At 57.2% G+C, this 22,361-nt stretch carries 11 protein-coding genes; 3 read left to right on the forward strand and 8 right to left on the reverse strand.

What is annotated here, in order from left to right; genetic code table 11:
* Positions 1–554, reverse strand: a 554-nt coding sequence (locus FE784_RS24725; protein WP_139604937.1) for a copper amine oxidase N-terminal domain-containing protein, incomplete at its 3' end; no start/stop codon positions are given.
* A gap of 416 nt (positions 555–970) precedes the next feature.
* Between FE784_RS24725 and FE784_RS24730 the strand changes: the two genes are divergently transcribed.
* On the forward strand, positions 971–1,756 hold the full coding sequence (locus tag FE784_RS24730; RefSeq protein ID WP_139604938.1) for an APH(3') family aminoglycoside O-phosphotransferase: 786 nt from the start codon (positions 971–973) through the stop codon (positions 1,754–1,756).
* Positions 1,757–1,866: 110 nt separating this feature from the next.
* On the opposite strand, the gene leuD is transcribed toward FE784_RS24730, so the two are convergent.
* The 6 genes from leuD to FE784_RS24760 all read right to left on the reverse strand — a co-directional run bounded on the left by leuD (position 1,867) and on the right by FE784_RS24760 (position 13,336).
* Positions 1,867–2,466: a 3-isopropylmalate dehydratase small subunit gene (leuD, locus tag FE784_RS24735; protein ID WP_139604939.1), complete on the reverse strand. Its 600-nt coding sequence runs from the start codon at positions 2,464–2,466 to the stop codon at positions 1,867–1,869.
* 34 nt (positions 2,467–2,500) lie between these two features.
* Positions 2,501–3,922 carry a 3-isopropylmalate dehydratase large subunit gene (gene leuC, locus FE784_RS24740; RefSeq protein ID WP_139604940.1) on the reverse strand — a complete coding sequence of 474 codons (1,422 nt, stop codon included), beginning with the start codon at positions 3,920–3,922 and terminating at the stop codon, positions 2,501–2,503.
* Positions 3,923–4,370: 448 nt separating this feature from the next.
* Positions 4,371–8,171 (reverse strand): heparinase II/III domain-containing protein, encoded by a 3,801-nt coding sequence (locus FE784_RS24745; protein ID WP_139604941.1) that lies wholly within the window; start codon positions 8,169–8,171, stop codon positions 4,371–4,373.
* Positions 8,172–8,215: 44 nt separating this feature from the next.
* Entirely contained in the window at positions 8,216–9,556 is a 1,341-nt protein-coding gene (locus FE784_RS24750) for an ABC transporter substrate-binding protein (protein ID WP_139604942.1), read from the reverse strand.
* A 282-nt stretch (positions 9,557–9,838) separates the two neighbouring features.
* Positions 9,839–11,914 (reverse strand): hypothetical protein, encoded by a 2,076-nt coding sequence (locus FE784_RS24755; RefSeq protein ID WP_139604943.1) that lies wholly within the window; start codon positions 11,912–11,914, stop codon positions 9,839–9,841.
* Between the two features lie 72 nt (positions 11,915–11,986).
* On the reverse strand, positions 11,987–13,336 hold the full coding sequence (locus tag FE784_RS24760; protein WP_176706496.1) for an ABC transporter substrate-binding protein: 1,350 nt from the start codon (positions 13,334–13,336) through the stop codon (positions 11,987–11,989).
* Between the two features lie 643 nt (positions 13,337–13,979).
* Between FE784_RS24760 and FE784_RS24765 the strand changes: the two genes are divergently transcribed.
* Positions 13,980–15,572: an FAD-dependent oxidoreductase gene (locus FE784_RS24765; RefSeq protein WP_139604945.1), complete on the forward strand. Its 1,593-nt coding sequence runs from the start codon at positions 13,980–13,982 to the stop codon at positions 15,570–15,572.
* Positions 15,573–15,784: 212 nt separating this feature from the next.
* Positions 15,785–18,670, forward strand: a complete 2,886-nt coding sequence (locus FE784_RS24770; protein ID WP_176706497.1) for a TIM-barrel domain-containing protein — start codon at positions 15,785–15,787, stop codon at positions 18,668–18,670.
* On the opposite strand, the gene FE784_RS24775 is transcribed toward FE784_RS24770, so the two are convergent.
* Positions 18,645–22,361 (reverse strand): heparinase II/III domain-containing protein, encoded by a 3,717-nt coding sequence (locus FE784_RS24775; protein ID WP_139604947.1) that lies wholly within the window; start codon positions 22,359–22,361, stop codon positions 18,645–18,647. The genes FE784_RS24770 and FE784_RS24775 overlap by 26 nt on opposite strands.

The raw sequence follows: 22,361 nt of genomic DNA on the forward strand, positions 1-22,361 counted from the left end.
CCCGTGGAGCCGTTCGTTCCCGTGGAACCGTTCGTTCCCGTAGAGCCGTTCGTTCCCGTGGAGCCGGTTTTGCCGTCTGAGGCTTGTCCGCCGCTATTGTCCGACGATGCCGCTTCCTGCGACACCTTGAACAGTCGAACCGCCGGGGTAGTTTCGTTCCAGACCACATTCATCCCCAGTTGCTCGGCGATGAAGCGTACCGGTACGAGCGTATTGCCGTCTTGAATGATCGGAGCGGCTTCCAGCGTCCAGCTGACGCCTCCCGCCTTGGCAATGACGCTGTCGATTTTCAGCTCGATCAGCGTTTGGCCCTGCTCGATTTTGACGGTGCGCTCTTTCTCCAGCCATGTTACCTTTGCTTCCAATTCCTCGGAAATGATCCGTACCGGAACGATCGTCGTTCCACCGTTAACGATTTGCGGAGCCACCTCTGGATTCAGCTTCTTCTCGTTCAGAAATAGCTGAATCGGTTTGTCGGCGGCAAACGCTTGGATTGGCACGAGCAGCATCAAGGCGATCAACAGGGTCGGCAGCAACAGTTTTAAGTACTTCATCGTCCACCTCTAAGCTTCATTTCGATTTGGTAGCCGTTCGGGCAAAATCTTCCATCACTCCTTCCATTCTATCAAGTTTCGAGAGAAAGGGACAGAAGTTTGCATAGATTTGCCAGCATCAGACATAACGTTAGACGCCCAAAAAGAAGCAAAAGTTGCGTGAAAAGCACAAAAAAGTCTATCCTTTTGACAAAACCTCTGAAAAAAGGATAGCTAGAGCGCTGCTGCTCGCGATTAAACCGTTCTTTCGCCCGTTTTCGTTACAGTCCGCGGATAATGGAGACAAATCGTATCGACAACGGCTCCTCCCGACGGACTGCGGGGAAATTCGTTATATCGAATCGTTCCGGGTACAACAAGGCTGCATTATGCTACTCTTAACCCGCTGAAACAGATTGCGGAAAGGAGACCTCGCAATGAAACTTGAACAATTCCGGCTGCCGGACCGATTTCAGACAATCTTACGGAACAAAGAATCCAGGTTCGTTCATGCGCCTTATTCCGGGGCGTACACATTTCATTTTCGAAGCAAGGATCGTTCATGCTACTTGAAAATATTGCCGACCGGTCACCGGGAGCCGCTGGTGCAATATCGGGACAAGCTCGTGTGGCTGAAGGGCCGGCTCCCGGTTCCGGAAGCGCTCGAGTATGAGGCGGACTCTGAGTACGAGTACTTGCTCATGTCGGAAATTACCGGTCGCGACGCTACTGACGAATTATTCCGCCGCAACGCCGAACATACTGTTTCCTTGCTCGCCAAAGGTCTGAGAGCCATTCATAGCGTGGACATCGCACATTGTCCCTTCGATTACAGCGTGAATAACAGGCTGCGCTTGATCGAGAGCCGCTTGTCGGAGGGACTGGTCGATCGGGGCGCTGTCGAGGAGCGTTTCGGGGACACGCTGGAGCGGCTGCACGAGCGGCTTCAGTCGGATATGACCGGTTTGCAAGAAACGCCGGTCTTTTGCCACGGGGATTACAGCGTTCCCAATATCGTCATCGACAACAATGAAATAAGCGGCTTCATCGACATAGCCGATGCCGGAGTATCCGATCCGTATCGGGACTTTGCCGCCGCGCATCGCAGCATTATCCGGAATTTCGGAGAACGATTTATCCCTCTTTTCTATGAAACGTACGGGATCGATCCGGATATGCGGCGACTTCGTCTCTATGATTTGATCGAGCATTTCGCATGTTGAACATAGACACTCCGGCCTAAATGCAAACAGTCCCGGAGGCGGCATATAAGCTCTACGGCTCGTATGCCTGCTTCCCGGGACTCCGGACTTCTATTTGCGAGAATTTCGACTTAAGCGAGACGCGCCGCTTGCTTGGCCTCATACTCGGAGATCAAGCTTTCGTGCTGCAGCGTCAGGCCGATATCGTCCAAACCTTGCAGCAGGAACTGGCGACGATGTTCGTCCAGCTCGAACGAAATGCTCAAGCCCAGATCGTCGGTGATCGTCTTGTTCTCCAAATCGACGTTCAGCTTGTAGCCTTCGTTGGCGGCCGTGCGTTGGAACAGCTCTTCCACTTGCTCTTCGCTGAGCTTGATCGGCAAAATGCCGTTCTTGAAACAGTTATTGTAGAAAATGTCGGCATACGAAGGGGCGATGACGACTTGGAACCCATAGTCCATGATCGCCCACGGAGCATGCTCCCGGGACGAACCGCAGCCGAAATTGGCGCGGGAAATGAGCACCGAAGCGCCTTGGTAGCGCGGTTTGTTCAGATCGAAATTCGGGTTCACGTTGCCTTGCTCGTCGAAACGCCATTCGAAGAACAAAAATTGGCCGAAGCCGGTACGTTCGATCCGTTTCAAAAACTGCTTGGGAATGATGGCGTCCGTATCGACGTTAACCCGGTCCACCGGACCTACGAGGCCCGTATGCTGTTTGAATGCTTCCATCGGTTATCTCTCCTTATCGCTTCTATCGTCCGTATTATACGCCTGCTTCGACTTTGAACGTCCAGTCGCGAACGTCGACGAAATGTCCCGCGATCGCGGCTGCTGCCGCCATCGCCGGAGACACCAGATGCGTACGTCCGCCGCGGCCTTGACGGCCTTCGAAGTTCCGGTTCGACGTGGAAGCGCAGCGTTCGCCCGGACTCAAAACGTCGGGATTCATCGCGAGACACATGCTGCAGCCCGCATCGCGCCACTCAAAGCCGGCTTCGCTGAAAATTTTGTCTAGCCCTTCCTTCTCCGCTTGCAGCTTGACGCGGCCGGAGCCGGGTACGACAATCGCGTTCACGTGCGATGCTACCTTGTAGCCCTTCGCCACTTCGGCGGCGGCGCGCAGGTCTTCGATCCGGCCGTTCGTACAGGAGCCGATGAAGACGCGGTCCACTTTCAGCTCGGTCATCGGCGTGCCCGGAATCAGACCCATATATTCGATCGCCTTCTCGGCGGCTTTGCGTTCGTTCTCGGTCGGGAGGCTCGCAGGGATCGGTACGTTCGCCGTAACATCCGTACCCATTCCCGGGCTCGTTCCCCAAGTTACTTGCGGAATAAGCGACTCGGCGTCAAATTCGACGACCGTATCGAATGCGGCGCCTTCGTCCGTAACAAGCTGCTTCCACTCTTCGACGGCGCGGTCGTACGCTTCGCCCTGCGGCACATAATCGCGGCCGCGCAGATAGTCGAACGTCGTCTCGTCCGGAGCGATCATACCCGCTCTGGCGCCGCCCTCGATAGACATGTTGCACACTGTCATCCGCTCTTCCATCGACAGCCCGCGAATCGCTTCGCCCGTATATTCGATAACGTATCCCGTTGCGAAATCGGTGCCGTACTTGGCGATGATGCCGAGGATCAAGTCCTTTGCCGTAACGCCCGTTCTCAGCTTGCCGACGACGCGCACTTCCATCGTCTGGGGCTTCGATTGCTGCAAGCATTGGGTAGCGAGAACATGCTCGACTTCGCTCGTACCGATGCCGAAGGCCAAAGCTCCGAAAGCGCCATGCGTGGATGTGTGGCTGTCGCCGCACACGATCGTCTTGCCCGGATGGGTCAAGCCGACTTCGGGTCCCATAACGTGTACGACGCCTTGGTCGACGTGGTTCAAGTCGAACAGCATAACTCCGAAGTCGGCGCAGTTTTTCGACAGCGTGTCGATTTGCTGCTTCGAGATCGGGTCCGCGATATTGAAGCGGTCCTTCGTCGGCACGTTATGATCCATCGTGGCGAACGTCAAGTCCGGACGGCGCACTTTGCGGTTCGTCAGCCGGAGTCCTTCAAATGCCTGAGGCGACGTAACCTCGTGCACCAGGTGAAGGTCGATATAAATGATGCTCGGTTTTCCTTGCTCCTGATAAATTACATGATTGTCCCAAATTTTCTCGAACAACGTTCTCTTTGCCATAGGAATCACCTCTCCGATCTTTGATTCGATCATACCACTTCCGGCTTGATTGCTCCAAGATATAATTTCTATAGCGCCAATAGGAAATGACTATAAGCGTGAGACATCGAACCTTCACATTTTCGAATGCAGAGCGCATATTAAAGAGGTCGGCGGCGAAAATAAATATACGTATCGGCACCGCTAAACGATAATGAAAACCTACATATTTACTGATGATCAGGGATGACCCGACGCGCCAAATCGGGAAACGTCAATGCCGGAATCCCGCCAAAAATCGGCAATTTAGCGCATGTAATTCGCTGTTGGTGTTATAGGGTTCAGTATGGCTTCAAATAAAATGGAACATTGCTAAAACCAATTATAGGCGTTCGCGGTTGCATCTGACGAGTCTAAAATAATGGCAGCTGCCGGAAGCCGTTCAGAGCCTCCGGCAGATCGGGCCGGGCTACTTTACCGCAATAGGGTCGATTCGGAACGTATGGGTTCCTTTCCATTTCGTAGCCGGGTAGTAGAGCAGCTGTGAAGGCCGATCGGACGAGATCTCGTCTCTCGTATACGAGAAGCCTGGGTCCGTGTCGACCGCAATCGTCGTGACGCCTTTCGTTTCATCGCGGGTTACGCCCGTAATTCGATAAGCATGAGCGGTCTGATCCGGGTGGGTAACGAACATGTATCGTCCTACCGCGGAAGAAGAAACGACCGCCGGGGTGACAAACCCATTTGCTTCGCCCGGTATTTGTCCGCGCTGTACCTTCGTGATATCGCCTGTAATGGAGCCTTCCCCGATCAGCCGATCGGCTCCCTTCTGCAGCAACGCACCGCCCGAAAGATACATGTTGGTCACCGCACCGTCCTCGAGCCGAATAAAGCCCATTTTCCCGATCATGGTCATATCGCCGACGGTAAGCGGTTGTCCGCCGTTATTCGGGGAACTAAGGACGATGTCCGTCGTATTTCCGTACGAAACGGCGACGATCGCATCCCCCGTCGTCTCGTCCGATTTCAACACTTCCACGCTTTCGATTACCGCTTCCGCTCCGGCTGCGTACGGCTCCATGACATGAATGAACTGGCTGCTCAGATCGGTTCCTTCTTTGCGAAGGATGAACTTGGGCATGTCGTATTTGACTGCCTCCGCATTGGTATCGGAACTCAAGCCGTTCACGCGGGTCGCTCTCAACGACGGCGATTTGCCGATAAACAGCCGATTGTTCCCGCTGCCTGCAAACCCGAATACGTTCATATTCGCCTTGTCGACGGTACCGCTCTTCGTCGTCATCGTCAGTTCGTACGACCCGTCGGGCACATCCGCCTCCCGAACGTCCTTCACATAAATATAGCCGTAATATTGATTGTCGCTCGTTCCGCCCGTATCCGTCTCCTGCGCCGGCTGAATAATCGTCGGACTGCCGTTCACCAAGTACGGTCCGTAGTTCTCGAGCGGTACGTTGGCCGTTATGACGGCATCTCGATTCGCGTCGCCGTTAAGCGCATATTCGTGCTTGCCGCCCCCCGCCACGCGGAATAGATCGACGACATAGCCCGAGCCCCCGGCCGTCCCGTCAAATCCGATAAACCACGGCTCCCTGCTGTACTCCGAAACACCGGGATAAGCATTTTCCTGATGCGCCTGCATCGCCTGAACGTCCCCCGATGCCGAGAACAAATTGTAAGCGGTCAGCTTGCCTCCCTGTTTGCCGGCATCTTTGATCGAAGCGTCTTTGCCGTCCACTACGACCGTGTTATGGCCTAAAGTAGAAAGAGTCCACTGCCGGTAAAACGTATGCGTATACCCAAGGTCCGGCAGAAGCTCCTGGCCTTCTCCGAACAGCGACAAATGTAACGGATCTTTATGGTCATGCCCGAATTTCGGGGAGAACGTCATATACAGCTGCGATTGACCGGCTCCCTGCCCGCGAATCAGCTTGGCGATTCCCGCCGCCGGCATGACGAGCGAATGATCGTTCTGCGGCGCCGTCGCCTTCTGGAATGCCCAGGTGTCGTTGATCGGATAATAATTGCCGTTCGGATAAGCGAGCAGATTCGGAAGGTTGAGTAGGGAACCGATTTGCGGCAGCATGACGGACGGATCGAAATCGTCGAACCGTTGTCCCGTTATGGACGACACGTAGCCTGCGGGATCGGTCCATCCGGCCGCATAACCCGCCGTCCCCCGGATGCCGTTGCTCGTCTGATTATGGTACGAAAGCGTGATTTCTTTCCAGAAGCCGTCGAACAAAAAGCCGCTCTTGGCGAATTCATCCATCCTGTTCACCGCTTCATGAATGTAACGCGGTTCCTTCAACGCTTTGCCGAGCTGGATGAGCCCGATCCAATTCGAATATTCGACATTATGGCTCAGCACCGGATACGTGTAAATCGCTTCGATAGACGGAAGCAGCATGCCGTCGACGATTTTGCTCCGGACGTCTTCCCCGGCTTCGGCGCTCAGCAGCTCGAATGCGTCGGTTTTATCCACGTCCGCGAAAGCGTCGGCCAGTGGACGAAGCGCCACGAGATCCTGCGAGGTCCATCGCTCCCACATTCCGCCATAGTAGTTGTAAGGCGGAGCGGCCTCTCCGTCCATCGGATATTGATTCCATATCGTATCGTTGATTCTCACCCAGCCTTCATAGGCTTGACTGAACCGGTACAGCAATCTGGCTGCCCCAAGCGGATCGGTCGCCGCCATTTCCTTGGTTCTTTTCACGGCATGCAGCCGCTGCTGGTGCCACAGATGAGCCGACAAAAAATAACGTTTGCCCGAACTGTCCTCATAATAAGGATAATCGACCTGCTGGCCTTTTTTATTCGTGACGGTCAACTTGTTCGTTTCCTTGTACGAATCGTTCGGGTATTCCATCTTAATCGTGTCCGCCGACGTTATGCTCCATGGCTTGGCGACGCTCCAAGTATAATTCGCGGAACGGAACCCGAGCTGCGTATTGTGCGGAACGCCCGTGGCGAAGAAACCGACCCGATCGGGAATGAGCTGCATAAGCAGTTGCACCTCCGCGCTCGGCGGCTGGTACGTTATGCGGGTAACCGTCGATTCGGAAACCGGAACATGATACAACTGTTCCCCCGCTTCTATAAGACTGTAGCGGTCGAAAGTGAACACGGCCAGCTTCCCGGGCTGACCTCCATGGCTACCTGCGAATAGCTGCAGCCGGTATAGTCCGTCTTCCAAGGGCGCCGGATGCGAGAACTCGAGCAAATAGTCGTTTCCTTGTTTGACCAGTGCGGCATCGCCGAGAATCGTTTGTTCGCCGGACGGGGAAGTCCACACGAGTCGAATGTCCGCATGCTTCAACTGGGGATAGCTCGATTTCTTGAACGCCAGCACTTTCTCGCCGAAGCTTTTGAACAGCAAACGGACGTTTTCCGGCCTCCAAGCCTCAGCCGGGCCGTCTGCGGAAATAGACGGCGGGTTCGCCATATACAAGGCGCCCAAACGACCTTCATTCGTAACGCCGGCGTGGAGCGTAAGCGCCCTCTGGTCGAACGGCCGGTTCCGGTCGTCGTCGATCAAGGTCGAGGTCCGGACCGGAACCCAGGAGCTCGCCGGGTAGGGGGAGTCCGGACCGTAATAACGCACGACATTAAGCTTAAGCTCCGCAGACGGCTGCAGACGGGGTCCCCCGATTGCGCTCCAAGGTATGGCAACCTCCGCCGACCAGTTCCCGTCCGCCCGCTTGTTCACGACAGGCGAAACCTGCTTGCCCAGCACCAGATTGATGAACTGCTGCTCGCTGTCCTGAGGGTCCTGTCCCGTCCAGTTGTTGAAGCTGATTCCTACCGGATGCGTGTCTGTAGTAACGTTGACCGGGATCGTATAGAACATTCGTTCGTCCGTACCGTCGCCAAGGACAATAAATAATCGCTCCGCTGACGGCAACGCGTCGTAACCCGTCGGACTTTCCAGCGAAATGTACAAGCGGCTCGGGTCGTACACGACTTTGACAACCGTATCATGCTCGGTCTCGCGGTTTTCGAAAAACGTTTTGAATCCTTGCAAAGGCGACGCTTGACCCCAAGCCGGCTCGTTCAGGATGCCGTCCGCCACTATCGGACCATAGGTGTTGTGCGTGAAGACTCCCCATCGATCATCCAGCATCCCGACGCGCGGGTAATCATCCGGGTCAGGTTCCGTCTCGGCGGCATACAGTCCAGGGAAGGTGACGGCTAGAATCGAAAGCATAAGGAGAAGCAACCATGCCATGCTGCGCGCACGATTGGGTTTCACTTTTCTTCACTCCTTCGTTTTCTATTGCATGGAACGGCTGCCGCTTACTTGCTTTTCAGCTCGGCGATTTTCTTGTTGGCCGCTTCTTCCGCTTCCCGCAGCGCCGTGTTGACATCCTTCTGCCCGCCGACGACCTGATTGAATGCATTGATCAAGGCGGCTCTGGCCTGAATGTAAAATTGATCCTTTACACTCATCTCGCCGAACGCCTTGGGGACCAGCGCCTGAAAATGGATGCCTGCAAGCTCGGGGAGACCGCTTCCGAGCAAATGGATGTAGTTTGCGTTTTGCAGCGGAGGCGTGGCGCCTCTCGTGACCAGCTCGCGCTGAATGTCGTCCGAGGTGAATTGCGTAATTGCGGCGAACGCTTCCTCCTTATATTTGCTGGTCGCGGAGATCAAATAATATCGGACGCTCGGCTGCGGTCCTTCCTTCGGAAAGTTTTTGAATGCCGGGAAGGGCACGATATCCCACTTCATATCCGTTTCGGCTTTCCCCGCGACCGAATTTACGCCGATCGAGATTGCGACCGTCTTATCCTTGTTGAACATATTTCCCGCGGAAGTAATGTTGGTCAGCTGCACAGGCTTCTCCACATTGGCGGCCAATTGATACAAAGGAACAATCCGGTCGAACTTCTGCTTCCAGTAATCGGTCGAAAGCGTCGCCTGCTGCGTCTTCGGATCGACATATTGCGGCGCCTTCTCGTTCATGTCGAGCATCGCGATGATGTCTCCGGCAAAGCCGTAATACTGCACGCCTCCTTCGACCCGTGTCAGCTTGCGCGCCGTCTCGAGAATGTCTTCCCACGTCATGCTGTCGTTCAGATACGGAACGCCGAACTTATCGAACAAATCTTTGTTGTAGAACAGCGTGTAGGAACTGACTCTCCCCGGCAAGCCGAGCAGTCTGCCGCCGGTGACCTGCTTCATCGAATCGATCGTGACCGGCAAAAACCGGTTGAGATCGTAATGTTGCGCACGGACCATGTCGGAAATATCCATATCCAGTCCCAGGTCCATGATCGGCTGTACGTCCGGCGTTGAAATAATAATGTCGATAGGCGTTTTGGCCGCGACGACGTCTTTGAGCGCCGTTCCCGTTCCCGGAGCGATAAATTTGAATTTGAAGTTCGGATATTTCCGCTGAATGTATTGACCTTCCGCGTCCATAAACGCTTCGTAATTGCCGCTAAGCATCGAGTATACCGTCAGCTCCGCTTCCTTGTTCGGATCGACGGGCTCCGCCGTTCTGCCCCCGCCCGGGGCCGGCTTACCTTCGGCGGGCGAGGCGCTCTTGTCTCCGCCCTCCCCATGACCGCATGCTGCGAGCAGCACCAGCGACGCCAAAACGACCGTTCCCGCCCGACTATTCGTCCTTCTCATATTCGACTGCCCCTCTCGGTAATTGCGAGTGTTTGCCGGTACGAAACGCCATTCTTTGAAAGCGCTTTCTTACGGCCGCTGCTTAGATCATACGAACCGCTTTGTTCACCAGCAAGCAATTGATCGATCAAAATCCCATTACAGAGGCCATCGTTCAAAAAAAACTGCCGGAGAGCCTGATTGGAGCACTCCGGCAGATCGGACCGGTCCGTTCAAGCCACCGCTAATGGATCGATTCGGATCAACGGAAAAGTGTATTGTTTTGTACGGACGGGTCGGCGATCACGGCCCGACCGGCGTACGAAGCTCGAGCCAGTCCGTCCCCAGTACGTTCGCGCTCCCTGTCGTCATCTTCCGCCATTCCGCTACGATGTACGGCCCTCCCGTCCCGCTAACCGTCACGGGGTTGACGTTGACCACCACTTTGCCTTTGACCCATTCTCCGGCGGTCGGCGCGACGATTCCGATATTCAGCTCGCCCGCGGGCTCGTCATAGCCGGACCAGACCGCCGGCGAATATTTGTCGAGGGCATACAAGGAGAACGAGCGAATCCGCAGGTCGGCGCTTCCTCTCCAGAACAGCACCCTCACCTTTTTCACCGCTTCGGTTACGGAGAAATACAGATCACCCGGGTTGTCGCTGCCGGTCGAGTAGCTTCCGCCGAAATAGCCTCGCCAGAAAACGGTCCGGTTTGCATACGTTTTGACATACGGCTCGGGGTTTGTGCCTCCCGGGTGCATCAAAATTTGCCCGGCGGCATCGTAGCATACGATATGGATTCGGCCCCCGTATCCCGGCTCGCTGTCTTGCTTGACGACGACCCTTTTACATTTCGACGAGTCCACGAACACGCCGGGAGCCCCGTACGTCGAACCTTGGACAGCCACATAATCCGCATGCAAACCGAGTTGGTAAGCAGGGTAGACGTCCGCCGTCTGAAACGAGCCGAAGCCGATGCCCGGAATGTGAACGGCCGTATTCCCGTCGTAATAGCACGCTTTCCGATGGAGCGGCCCGGAGTTATAGATCATGGCGTTGAATTCGATCAACCGGCCAAGCCGGGACTTCACTTCGGTCGTCGGGTACTGGGATAAATCGTCCGCTCTCACGCTGCCGTATCCGGTTTGCAGTTCGTTGGAATTCGATTGGTTCAACGTGCGGATCGTAACCGGGCTGTTGCCTTCGTTGCGAATGTCCGTAAAGAAATTGACCGTGCCGTGCTCGATCAGGACCGGCAGCGCCTCCTGCGGATTCGCCCGGTCCGCGCGCAGCTCGAAGCTCGGTTTGTAGAACACGTTGTTATTATTGTTGATGTAAGTCCCGTCCTGCGACGTAATCCGCACGCCGATGCGGCCCTTGCCGGGGTTCGCCGAAGTCGCGCACCAGATCCTTCCGTTCAGAAACACGTTCTCGTTGCACCAGCCGATGCCCCCTCCCGCATCGCGGTTCGTTAGATCGATCGCGATTTTGTTGCTGGTCAGCGATCCCAGATGGACCTCGTTGTAGACAAAGCCGGCCGATGCGCCGATGCATTGGACGCCGATCGTGAAGCCTCTCGCCTCGACGATCTCGATGTCGGAGCTGTAGCTGTTGATCAGCCGGATGCCGACACTATCCTCGCTGAGCCAGTTCCCCTGGACGGCGCGCTGCACACTCAGCTTCAACGATGTAATCGAATTGATTACCGCCGTTTCGCCTACCTCCAGGCAAACAATATTCGCAGACCCCGTGTAGATAAGCGGAGCTTCCATCGACACATGAATATTGGCGGGAACGGTCACCGTCGAGTCCACCGCATAGCCCGTTGCGGCCGGGAAATAAAGCGTCGGCTTGCGAACAACCGGGGCAACCGACTGCGCATAAGCGACCGCAAGCCCTATCGAAGCGGCATCGTTCGTCGTGCCGTCGCCCTTCGCGCCGAACCACTTCACATTGACCGTCCCGTCCGACATGATCCGCTTGAACCGCCGGCCCGTGCTCGAGACGACGACGGAGCCCGTATCGTCGGACGAGGTCGTGTCGCCCGGATCGTAGTAAAAATGTCCGTCCTGTCCGGCATCGGTCACATAGTACACGTACCCTTCGGTCGTATCCGGAGTCCCTCTCAATTCCGCCAGCGTAATGTCCCGAACGCAATCGTCGCAGTGCGGGTCCCCGTTTCCGTAGACGGACTGCCCGACGCTGCCGCTTTGACCGGCCGCCTCCCGTATCCCTCCTGGCAGCAAACCGGCCGCCGCGAACGCCGCCCCCGTTATGCCGAACGAAGCCAGCAGCTTTCTTCGGGTAAGGATCGCGTTCATCCGCCCCTCGGCTCCCCCTTCTCCCGACTCCGTTCTCACTTCCGTCATATCGGACATGTGTATCGCTCCCTCGACTATGGAATGGACTTGCTAATTGGATCTATCGCATAATCCCGGCCTGCGTGGGCATTACTTGCTTTTCAATTCCGCAATTTTTTTGTTCGCAGCTTCCTCCGCTTCCCGCAGCGCCGTGTTGACATCCTTCTGACCGGCTATCACCTTGTTGAAGCCGTTGATCAATTCCGCCCTGGCCGCGATGTAATATTGATCCTTCATATTCATCTCGCCGTAAACCGGGGGAATGAGCGCCTTCACGTTTTTCCCTTTCAATTCCGGGACGCCGCTGGCCAGCAGATCGGCATAGCCCACGTTTTGGAGAGGCGGCGTGGCGCCTTCCTTCACAAGCTCGCGCTGCACGTCGTCGGACACGAACTGCGTAATCGCCGCGAAAGCCTCGTCCCTGAACTTGCTCGTCGCCGAGACCAAATAATAGCGGACGCTCGGCTGCGGCCCTTCCTTCGGATTGCTTTTGAATGAAGGAAAAGGCGAAATATCCCAGTTCATGTCCCATTTCTCGCTGACCGCTCTAGTACCGGCATCATTGACTCCGATCACGATCGCCACGGACTTTTCTTTGGAAAACATATTGCGCGAGGTCGTCAGGTTCGTCAGCTTGGTCGGCTCGGCAAAGTTCGGGACCATCGAATACAGCGGAACGAGACGGTCGAACACCCGTTTCCAATAATCGTTCGACAGCGTCGCTTGCTGCGTCTTCGGATCGACGTATTGGGGCGCTTTCTCGTTCATGTCCAGCATGGCGATAATATCGCCGGCGAAGCCGTAATACTGTACGCCTCCGTCCACCCTCGTCAGTCTGCGCGCCGTCTCTTGGATGTCATCCCAGGTCATCTTATCGTTCAAGTAAGGGACGCCGAACTTATCGAACAAGTCTTTGTTGTAATACAGCGTGTACGAGCTCACTCTTCCGGGCAATCCGAACAGCTTGCCGCCGGTAATATGCTTCATCGAATCGATCGTCACCGGAAGGAACCGGTTCAAGTCGTAGTTGTACTTCTGCACCAGATCCGAAATGTCCGAATCGAGCCCCACGTCGATAATCGGCTGCACATCCGGGGTCGATATGATGATATCGATTGGCGTTTTCGCCGTTACGACATCCTTCAAGGACGTTCCCGTCCCGGGCGCAATAAATTTGAATTTGAAATTCGGATATTTCCGCTGAATATACTGCCCTTCCGAGGCCATAAACCCTTCGTAATTGCCGCTCAGCATCGAGTACACCGTAAGCTCGACTTGTTTGTTCGGATCGACCGGCTCGGCCGCTTTGGCTCCGGCAGGCGCCTTCTGCCCGTCGGCCGACGGGCCCGTCCCGTCCGCGCCTTCCTCTTTGCCGCAAGCCGCCAGCAGCACCAGCGATGCCATCGCAGCCGTACCCAGCCAACTCTTTTTGTTTCTCATTTTGACTTGCCCCTCTCGGCGATAATAAGTCGGAACCGGTTCATCTCGCTTGTTATGACAGCGTTTTCTCCCGTTCGCTGCTTCGATTATAGCGGACCGCATTTTCGATCAACAAGGAATCCTCATGACCTCGCATAGTATTTTCGTTACCCGTTGTCCCCGTTTTTGACGGATTGCCGAAATGGTCGAGTACGAGGTCATCAAAGTACTACTATAGGTCATCAAGCTTGCTTATGCCGGCGAACATTCCAAGCTACCATGGAAGAAGACTTCCGAACGATACGGCACGTTCGTGTGCGTTCGCGCTCGATAGGTTGCCTTCTACGGACGGAAAGTCGCATATCGTCATAACGCTTTTGGAAGACCGGTGAATAAGTCGAACCAGCTGTAAAAACATGCAGTTATTTTTGAGGAAGAGCGTCCGGTGTCCGTTGCTACTGGAAAAAGTCCAGTTATTTTCGCTTATTTTCGACTTTTGGCGGCTTGTGGTCGGTTTTGCTGGAGAATATCCATTTATTTCAGCGGATATCGCTTTATTACAGAAAATAACTGCATCATTTACAGGTAGTACCAAGGGGCTGAGTTCCGCAGTCCTTCGATAGTCCTCGCCGGTCGCTACTAACACCAACACGGAGGAATGAACATGGTACGAGAAATGAACGCCGACATTGTCATAGTCGGAGGAAGCCTGGGAGGCTGCGCCGCCGCGCTTGCCGCCGCACGTCTGGGCAAGTCGGTGCTGATGACGGAAGAGACGGAATGGATCGGCGGGCAGCTGACGAGTCAAGCGGTCCCGCCGGACGAAAACCGGTGGATCGAGCAGTTCGGCTGCACGAAAAGCTATCGGCAGTTCCGCGACGGGGTCAGGGACTATTACCGCCGCAATTTCCCGCTGACTCCGGAGGCGGCCTCGCTTCCCAACCTGAATCCGGGAAATGCCAAGGTAAGCCGAATCAGCCACGATCCGCGCGTCGCCCTGGCGGTGCTGCTCGAGATGCTGGCTCCCTATACGCTTAGCGGCAAGCTCGTCGTCTTGTCCCGCTGCAAGGCGGAGGCGGCGGAAATGGACGGGGACCGAATCCGTTCGATCACGGTGAGAAATGCCGTTACGGGAACCGTGGCGGTCGCGACCGCCCCGTATTTTCTGGACGCCACCGATTGCGGCGAGCTGCTGCCGCTGACGGGGACCGAATATGTCACGGGAGCGGAATCCAAATCGGAAACCGGCGAACGCCACGCCCTCGATGGACCGGCCGATCCGCAAGACATGCAGGCGATTACGTATTGCTTTGTCGCAGACTATATAGAAGGCGGTCAGCATACGATCGACAAGCCGAACGATTACGAATTTTGGCGTTCGTACCGTCCCGATTTTTGGCCCGACCAATTTTTAAGCTTCTCGGGTGTCCGGCCTTCGACATTGGAGCACGTACGCTACGATCTGTTCCCCGGAGGGCAAGGACTGACGTTCTGGGAAGGCTTCTCTCTCATGTCGTACCGGCGTCTGGCCGATAAAAGCAACTTTGCCCCGGGCACTTTCCCGGGAGATGTGACCGTCGTTAATTGGCCGCAGAACGATTATTTCCTCGGCTCGATCATCGACGTGGACGAAGCGGAGAAAGCCCGCCATCTCCGGCGGGCCAAGGAGCTGAGCCTTTCGCTGCTGTACTGGCTGCAAACGGAAGCTCCGCGTCCCGACGGAAAATACGGCTATCCCGGCTTTCGCCTGCGCAATGACGTATTCGGCACGGACGACGGCTTGGCATTGTACCCGTATATTCGCGAGTCGAGAAGAATCAAAGCGGAATTTACCATTTTGGAGCAACACGTCAATCCGCTGGATCGACCGGATGGACGGGCCGCCGTATTCGCCGACTCCGTCGGGATCGGATCTTACGGCATCGATCTTCATCCGAGCACCGGAAACCGCCATTATATCCATTTGGCCTCGCTCCCTTTCCAAATTCCGCTCGGCAGCCTGATCCCCGTCCGGATCGACAATCTGCTGCCGGCCTGCAAAAATATCGGAACGACGCATATTACGAACGGCTGCTATCGGCTCCATCCCGTGGAGTGGAACATCGGAGAAGCGTCCGGCGCGTTGGCGGCCTTTTGCCTGGAACGCGGCGAATCGCCGCGCGCCGTCCGAAACGATCCGGCGCTGCTTGCCGACTTCCAAAGCTTGCTTGCGAAGCAGGGCGTCGAGCTCGCCTGGCCCGACTCCGTCGTCGGCTAATATCCGCGACGCCAAAGCGGCCCGTCCTCCTGCTTCTAGCGGACGAATGCGGAACGTTTTCGCCGAAAATACCGTCTGTCCAGGCCGATCTGCTCACAGGTCGGCCTTTCCCCTATCCGCGACGATCGCGAAATGTGCTACACTAGTACATATCGCGAGCCCGTCGACTGGCTCTTCGTTCATCGAGAATAAGCGGCAGAGGGGGTATGCGCATGTGCAGCAATCCTGCTTCCATCACGTTTCAAACCGCATCCGGCTTTTCCATATGCGTCGTACCGGTCGCTTCCCATACGTTTCATATCCGCGTCAACCGGACGGGCCTATTCGAAGCCCCGTCTCCGCTTACCCGGCTCGGTATCGCGGCCCCTCCCACTTCTCCGGTCAATTGGCATACGGAATATGTCGGAGACGCTTTGCATGTGATCACCGATGAAGCCGTTCTGCGGCTGGATCGCCAAACCGGAAGCGCATCCTTGTACGATAAATCGGAAAACTTGCTGACCCGGCAAACGAAACCGCCGTACGGCGGCGGGGCCGACGGCTTCGGAGCGCAGTTCGCGCTGTCTGACTATGAGCGGCTATACGGTTTGGGCGACCAATACGACGTCCCGCTTATGAAAAGAGGTCATACCCTTTCCATAAGCTTGCGGAGCAATCGGGTACATGCCCCCGTCCCGCTGCTCCTGTCGAGCAACGGCTGGGCGCTGCTGGTCGATACCGATATCGAGCACGAGTTCGATGTCGGCCGTTCGTCTCCGGACGAGCTGTGGTTTCACGGAAGACGCGGGGAACTGGCCTACTATTTGATCGCGGGCGGCACCCTTGCGGAGCTGCTCGGCAAGCACGCCCGGCTGATCGGTCCCTCCGCGATGCTTCCCCTATGGGCGTACGGCTTGAGCTTCATCTGCAACCAGCAAACGACTGCCCGCGATATGATCGAGGATGCGCTGAAATTCAGACGCGAAGGCATCCCGTGCGACATGATCGGGCTGGAGCCGACCTGGATGGACCGGCCTTTCGACTATGAGGCTCCCGTGCGGTGGCACCCCGAGAAATTTTACATTCCGCAATGGATGCCGGAAGGCGCTCATACGTTCATGGGCGCGCTGCGGACGATGGGATTCAAGCTGAGTCTGGGACTTTATTTGCCGGAGAGCCCCCGCCCCGGAACCGGAACCGGCTCGGACGACATCGGCCCGAGCTGGTACGACTATTTGGAGCCGTTTGTCGCACAAGGGGTGCAGGGCTTTAAGCTGAGCACGAGCGTGCCTGTCCAGGAGCAGGTACACTTGCCGGCCGCCGAAGAGGATGAAGAAGCAGAATCCGCTTTGACAATTGCCGGAGCGATCGGCAAAATCATTCAGGAGGGGTACGCGAAGCAAACCGGAAAGCGGCCGATCGTCTACACGCCGGTAGGCTACATCGGGGTGCACAAGTACGCCGCGATGTGGTCGGGAGGCCGGAGACAGCCGCATTTGTCCGTTCTTGGGTTGGGCTTGTCGGGCATTCCGAATATGAGCGTCGATATGAATCTGCATAACCCGGCAGGGATCCATTTCGGCTTCTTCCAGCCGTGGTCGAAAGTAAACAGTTGGGCATACTGGCGGCACCCGCTGCTGCTCGATGCGGACTTGCTCGCCTTATTCAAAACATATGCGAAGCTGCGTTACCGCCTCCTGCCCTATATTTACTCGGCAGCCAGCGTCTCGGCCCGAACGGGACTGCCGATCGCGAGAGCGATGCCGCTCGCCTATCCCGACGACGCCGCGGCCGTTCCGCTGCAAAACCAATATATGTTCGGAGATGAACTTCTCGTCGCGGTGTTCACCGATCAAGTATACTTGCCGGACGGCGAATGGATCGATTACTGGACCGGCGACAAATATGCCGGACCGGCCCACATTACTTATCGGACGCCTCCTCAAGCCGGCGGACCGTTGTTCGTGCGCGCCGGAGCGATTATCCCGATGTGGCCGGACGTGGAGCATGCCGGGCAACGGCCGGCGGACCGTATGGAGCTGCACCTGTATCCCGGCAGCGACAGGCAATATTCGTTTTATGAGGACGATGGGGGCAGCCTGGGCTATTTGAGCGGTGAATCGGCGGAAACGAGCATCGTCTGCACGCAGGAACGCGGCGGCTACCGCGTGGAAATTGGGCCTCGCATCGGACATTTTCGCGATATGCCGGAACATCGCGATTGGAACGTGTTCATCCATACGCGCGACAAGCCGGCGTCCGTGAAAGTAAACGGGGAGTCGTGGCGCGAAGCGGCGGGAGCCCGCAAAGACCCGGCGCCGTCGCACTGGTCGTTCAACCGCAGAGCCGGTCTGATCCGGCTGTCGATCCACGAAGCGGCGGCCGGGTCGCCCCGGCCCGCCCGGATGGAGATGATGTATTCCGCCGAGAAGGAAACCCGCCGCTCCGAGCCGCAGCCCGCCCGGTACGGCGGCAAGCCGGGGAAAACGTCGGGCGAGCTGGAGAAGGAGCTTGAGATCGGGCTGGAAACGGGTGACGAGGCGAAGGCGTTGTCCGCGCTCGAGCAATGGTGGGAAGTGCGGGCAGCCGGAGACCGTTCGCCGGAAGACATTCGCGAGCATTGGCTGTATCTGAACGGACTGTTCGTACGATCCGTAGAGCGCAAAGGAAGAACGCTGGGCGATGTGCTCGGAGAGGACCCGTCGCACCGGTTTCAGCCGGGTCCGGACGCCGGAGCCGGCCAAGCTTACGAAGCGCTCGAGCAGATGGCGAAGAGTATCGTGGAGTATGACAACAAGCAGCGCGGGAGGACGAATGAAATCGTTCGCCGGGCGACCGACATCATCGTGCGGGAATTGGATCAAGAGCTGTCTCTCCAAGCCGTGGCGGACCGGCTTCATCTGAATTCCTCCTACTTGAGCCGAAGGTTCAAGAAAGAAATCGGGATGTCGTTCTCCGACTATGTGCTGGAAAAAAAGATGGAGCTCGCCAAGGAGCTCCTGCTGATCGGCACGACCGTCAACGCGACGGCGGACCGGACCGGCTTCAAAGAGGCCAGTTACTTTATTCGCGTATTCCGTAAATATTGGGGAGTCACTCCCGGGGAAATGAAGCCGTGACGACGTTGTCGATCCGGAATAGGTGGCTCCCGCTCCATTCGCTCCCCGGATAATACGTCATTCGGGACGGACGATTCGATGCCGGACCGCTTGCGGCAAAATCCGTGTAGGCAAATCCCGGATCTCCGTCCAGGCCGAGAGCGGTTTGTCCCGTTGACGGCAGCCGGGTTGCGGAGACGATCGGGTATGCGGCGGTCGAAAGATCGGGATGCGTAATGACGACATAACGGCCGACGACGGCTTGCGGAATGTCGCCGTCGACGAGCAGCGCATGTCCTTCGCCAGTCCGGTCCGGCCCGATCACGTCCAGAATCGGGCCGGTTATCGGGCCGCCCCCGTGCAACGTATGTCCGTTTGCCGCCAATCGGACTCCGCCTGTCAGCATCATGCGCCGGACCCGTCCGTTCTCGATCCGGATGAACCCGCTCTTCCCCTCGAGCTCCCACTCGCCTGCACGCAGCGGTTGTCCTCCGTCATAACGCGGGGAGCTCATCGCTATATCGGTCACATTGCCGTACGATACGGCCACCACCGCTTGCTTGGTCGTTTCGTCCGACAACAGCACCTCCACCCTTCCGATAATCGGGCTGCCTTCGGCCGTGTAAGACTCCATCACATGGACAAACTGGCTGTCCAACTCGGTTCCTTCCCGGCTTTCCCGCCTTACGATCCATTTCGGCATATCGTATTTGACCGCTTCGCTGTTGCGATCCCCATCCAGGCCGTTCAGGCGGGTCGATCTCAAGGAAGGCGCGCGCCCCAGAAACAGCCGATTGTTCCCCGTTCCGGCATAGCCGAACACCTTAAGCCCGGCGCGAGCCGTCTGTCCGTCACTCGAAATCAAAGACATGTCGTAAACGCCGTCCTGCAAAGGCGCCGTTTTCACCTGTTTCACGAAAGTATAGGCGTAATACTGATTGTCGCTCGTGCCGCCGTAATCGGTTTCCTGCTTCGGGTGGATAATTTCCGGCTGCCCTTCCAACAAATACGGTCCGTAATCCGACATCCCGATATTCGGGACGATTGCGGATTCTCCGTCGGCCTCTCCGTTCAACGCATATTCGTGACGCGCGCCGCCGCTTACGCGGAACAGGTCGATCGTGTAGCCTTCGGCGGCCGACGCCCCTTCGAAGCCGACAAACCACAGCTCCCGCGAATATTCGTTCACTTCTTCGTACGCGGCTTCCTGGCTGGCGCGTATGACTTGAACATCCCCATCCATGACAAACATCCCGATGTTCCCGCCATTTTTCGCGCTGTCCGTGATCCGGGCGTCCCGTGCGTTCACCGTTACGGTATTGTGTCCGAGCGTGGAAACGGACCATTGCCGGTAAAACGTGTGCGTGTAGCCGAGATCGGGCAGCAGCTCCGCCCCGTCCGAGTAAAGCGCGATGTTCAGCGGATCTTTATGGTCGTGACCGTTATTGGGCGAAAAGGTAAAATACAGCTGCGCCTGCTCCGGCCCTTCGCCCCGCGTCAGCTTGGCGATGCCCGCACGCGGCATAATCAACGATCGCGTCGACCGGGGAGCCGACGCCTTATCGAAAGCCCACGTATCGTTGACCGGAAAACATTTTCCGTTCGGATAAGCGAGCAGATCGCGCAGCTCGAGCATGCGGGCGAGCTGTGGAACGGCCGCCCCGGGATCGAGCCGATCGTAGCGTCGGCCGTCCCGCGCGCTCGTATAGCCGGCCGGGTCGGTCCATCCGTCCAGGCTGCGAATCGTCCCGACCAAGCCGCCGTACGTCTGCTTGTGGTAGGAGAGCGTAATTTCTTTCCAGAAGCCGTCCGCCAAGTAGGAGCATTGCACGAACCGCGTCATCCGTTCCATGGCCTCGTGAACGTACTGCGGCTCGCGAAGCGCCATGCCGAGCCGGCACAAGCCGATCCAATTAGGAAAGTCGACATTGTGATGCAGCACCGGGTACGTAAGGACCGATTCGAGCGACGGACGCAGCATCCGGTCGACGATGCGAGCACGAACGTCCTCCCCGGCTTCCCCGCTCAACAGCTCGAACGCATTCGTCCGGTCGACCTCGAGAAAAGCGTCGATCAGAGGCAGCAGCCCGTGCAAATCCATCAAGCTCCACCGGTCCCACATCCCGCCGAAATACGGATACGGCGGCTCGGCGTGACCCGGTATCGGATGCTGTACCCAAACCGAGTCGTTAAAGCGAACCCAGCCTTCATAGGCTGTCGCAAAGCGCAGCAGCAGTCGCGCCGCTCCGAGCGGATCGCCGGCCGCGAGCTTGGCGGTTTCGGCGACCGTATGCCTGCGCTGATGATGCCATAGGTGGGCGGACAAAAAATAACGCCTGCCCAGTTCGTCTTCATAGTACGGGTAATCGACCGGCTTTCCCGTCCGGTCGAGGACGGTCAGCTTATTCGACTCCGGATACCGGTCGTTCGGATAGGCCATTCCGTCCTCGTCGACGGATACGATGCTCCAGGGCGCTTCCGGCGACCACGTATAGTTGGCCGAGCGGAAGCCGAGCAGCGGACGATGCGGCACACCCGCGGCGAAAAAGCCGACTTTGTCCGGAACGAGACGCTCCAGAAGCTGCACTTGCTCCGATGGCGGAGCCGGGGAAACCCGCCTTTTCGGTTCGTCCGGCGCGAATGATGCCGGGAGCGCCGAACGTTCTCCGGCAGCGATCAAGTCGAACCTGTCGAATCGGATGATGGCGAACCGGTTGTCGTCCGCCCTTTCCCCCTCCACGAAAAGCCGGATTTGATACATCCCGTCCAGTAACGGCTCGGGATGGACGAAATGAAGCGACCATTCCGAGCCTCGCCTGACCGAATCGGTCGGTGAGATTGCGGTCGAGCAGCCCCAAGGATCGATCCAGGTAACGACGAGCCGTTCCGGATCGGCGGATTCCGGCATGTCGTCGCCTTGCAAAACGAGCGTTTTTTCAATAAAGCCCGTATACAGCAGCGCCGCCGATGAAGACAGACGCGCGCCCGGAGGCTGTCCGACGAAAACGGCGCCGAGCCGTCCCTCGTTTGCCGTGTACACAGTAAGACGGTATACCCTTTCATCCAACGGTCGGCGAACATCGTCCATCCGGACCGTCCCGGTGCGGATCGGAACCCAGGAAGTAAGCGGAATCTCGCTGTCCGGCCCGCAATAACGGATGATGGCAAGCCGCCACTCCGCGCCGGTCCGTGTATCGGGCCCGTTTAAAGCAGCCAGCGGAATCGCCGCTTCCGCCCTCCAGCTTCCTTGCTCCCCTTTCACGACAGCTGTACGGACACCCGCCTCTTCTCCGAGAGTCGCGAACGTTTGCCGTCTGTCCCGCGGCTCCGCTCCCGTCCAATTGTTATAGTCGATAACGAACGGGTGCGGCCCGGCCGTCACCGGGACAGGAATCGAATAATACGCGTCGTCGTCGGCAGGCGTCGCCAGCAGAACGAACACCGTCTCCGCGTCGGGAACCGGTCCCGTCGTCGGATCGCTTGCCAATTCGATGTAGAGACAGTCCCGGTCGACGGCCAGTCTCGCCCGGGTGTCCCGGTCGGCGGACCGGTTATAATAAGCCGTAGCGAAGCCTCCAATGGATGCGGCCTCTGTCCATACGCGCTCCCCGTCGTTAGCCGATGCAGCGGTTTTCTCCATTACCGTCCATTTGTCCGTATAGATCCGGACGGCATTATCGCGTTTGCCGATATCGTGTTTCAGCGGATTCAC

The organism is Paenibacillus hemerocallicola (assembly GCF_006265175.1).
Lineage (GTDB): Bacteria > Bacillota > Bacilli > Paenibacillales > NBRC-103111 > Paenibacillus_AB > Paenibacillus_AB hemerocallicola.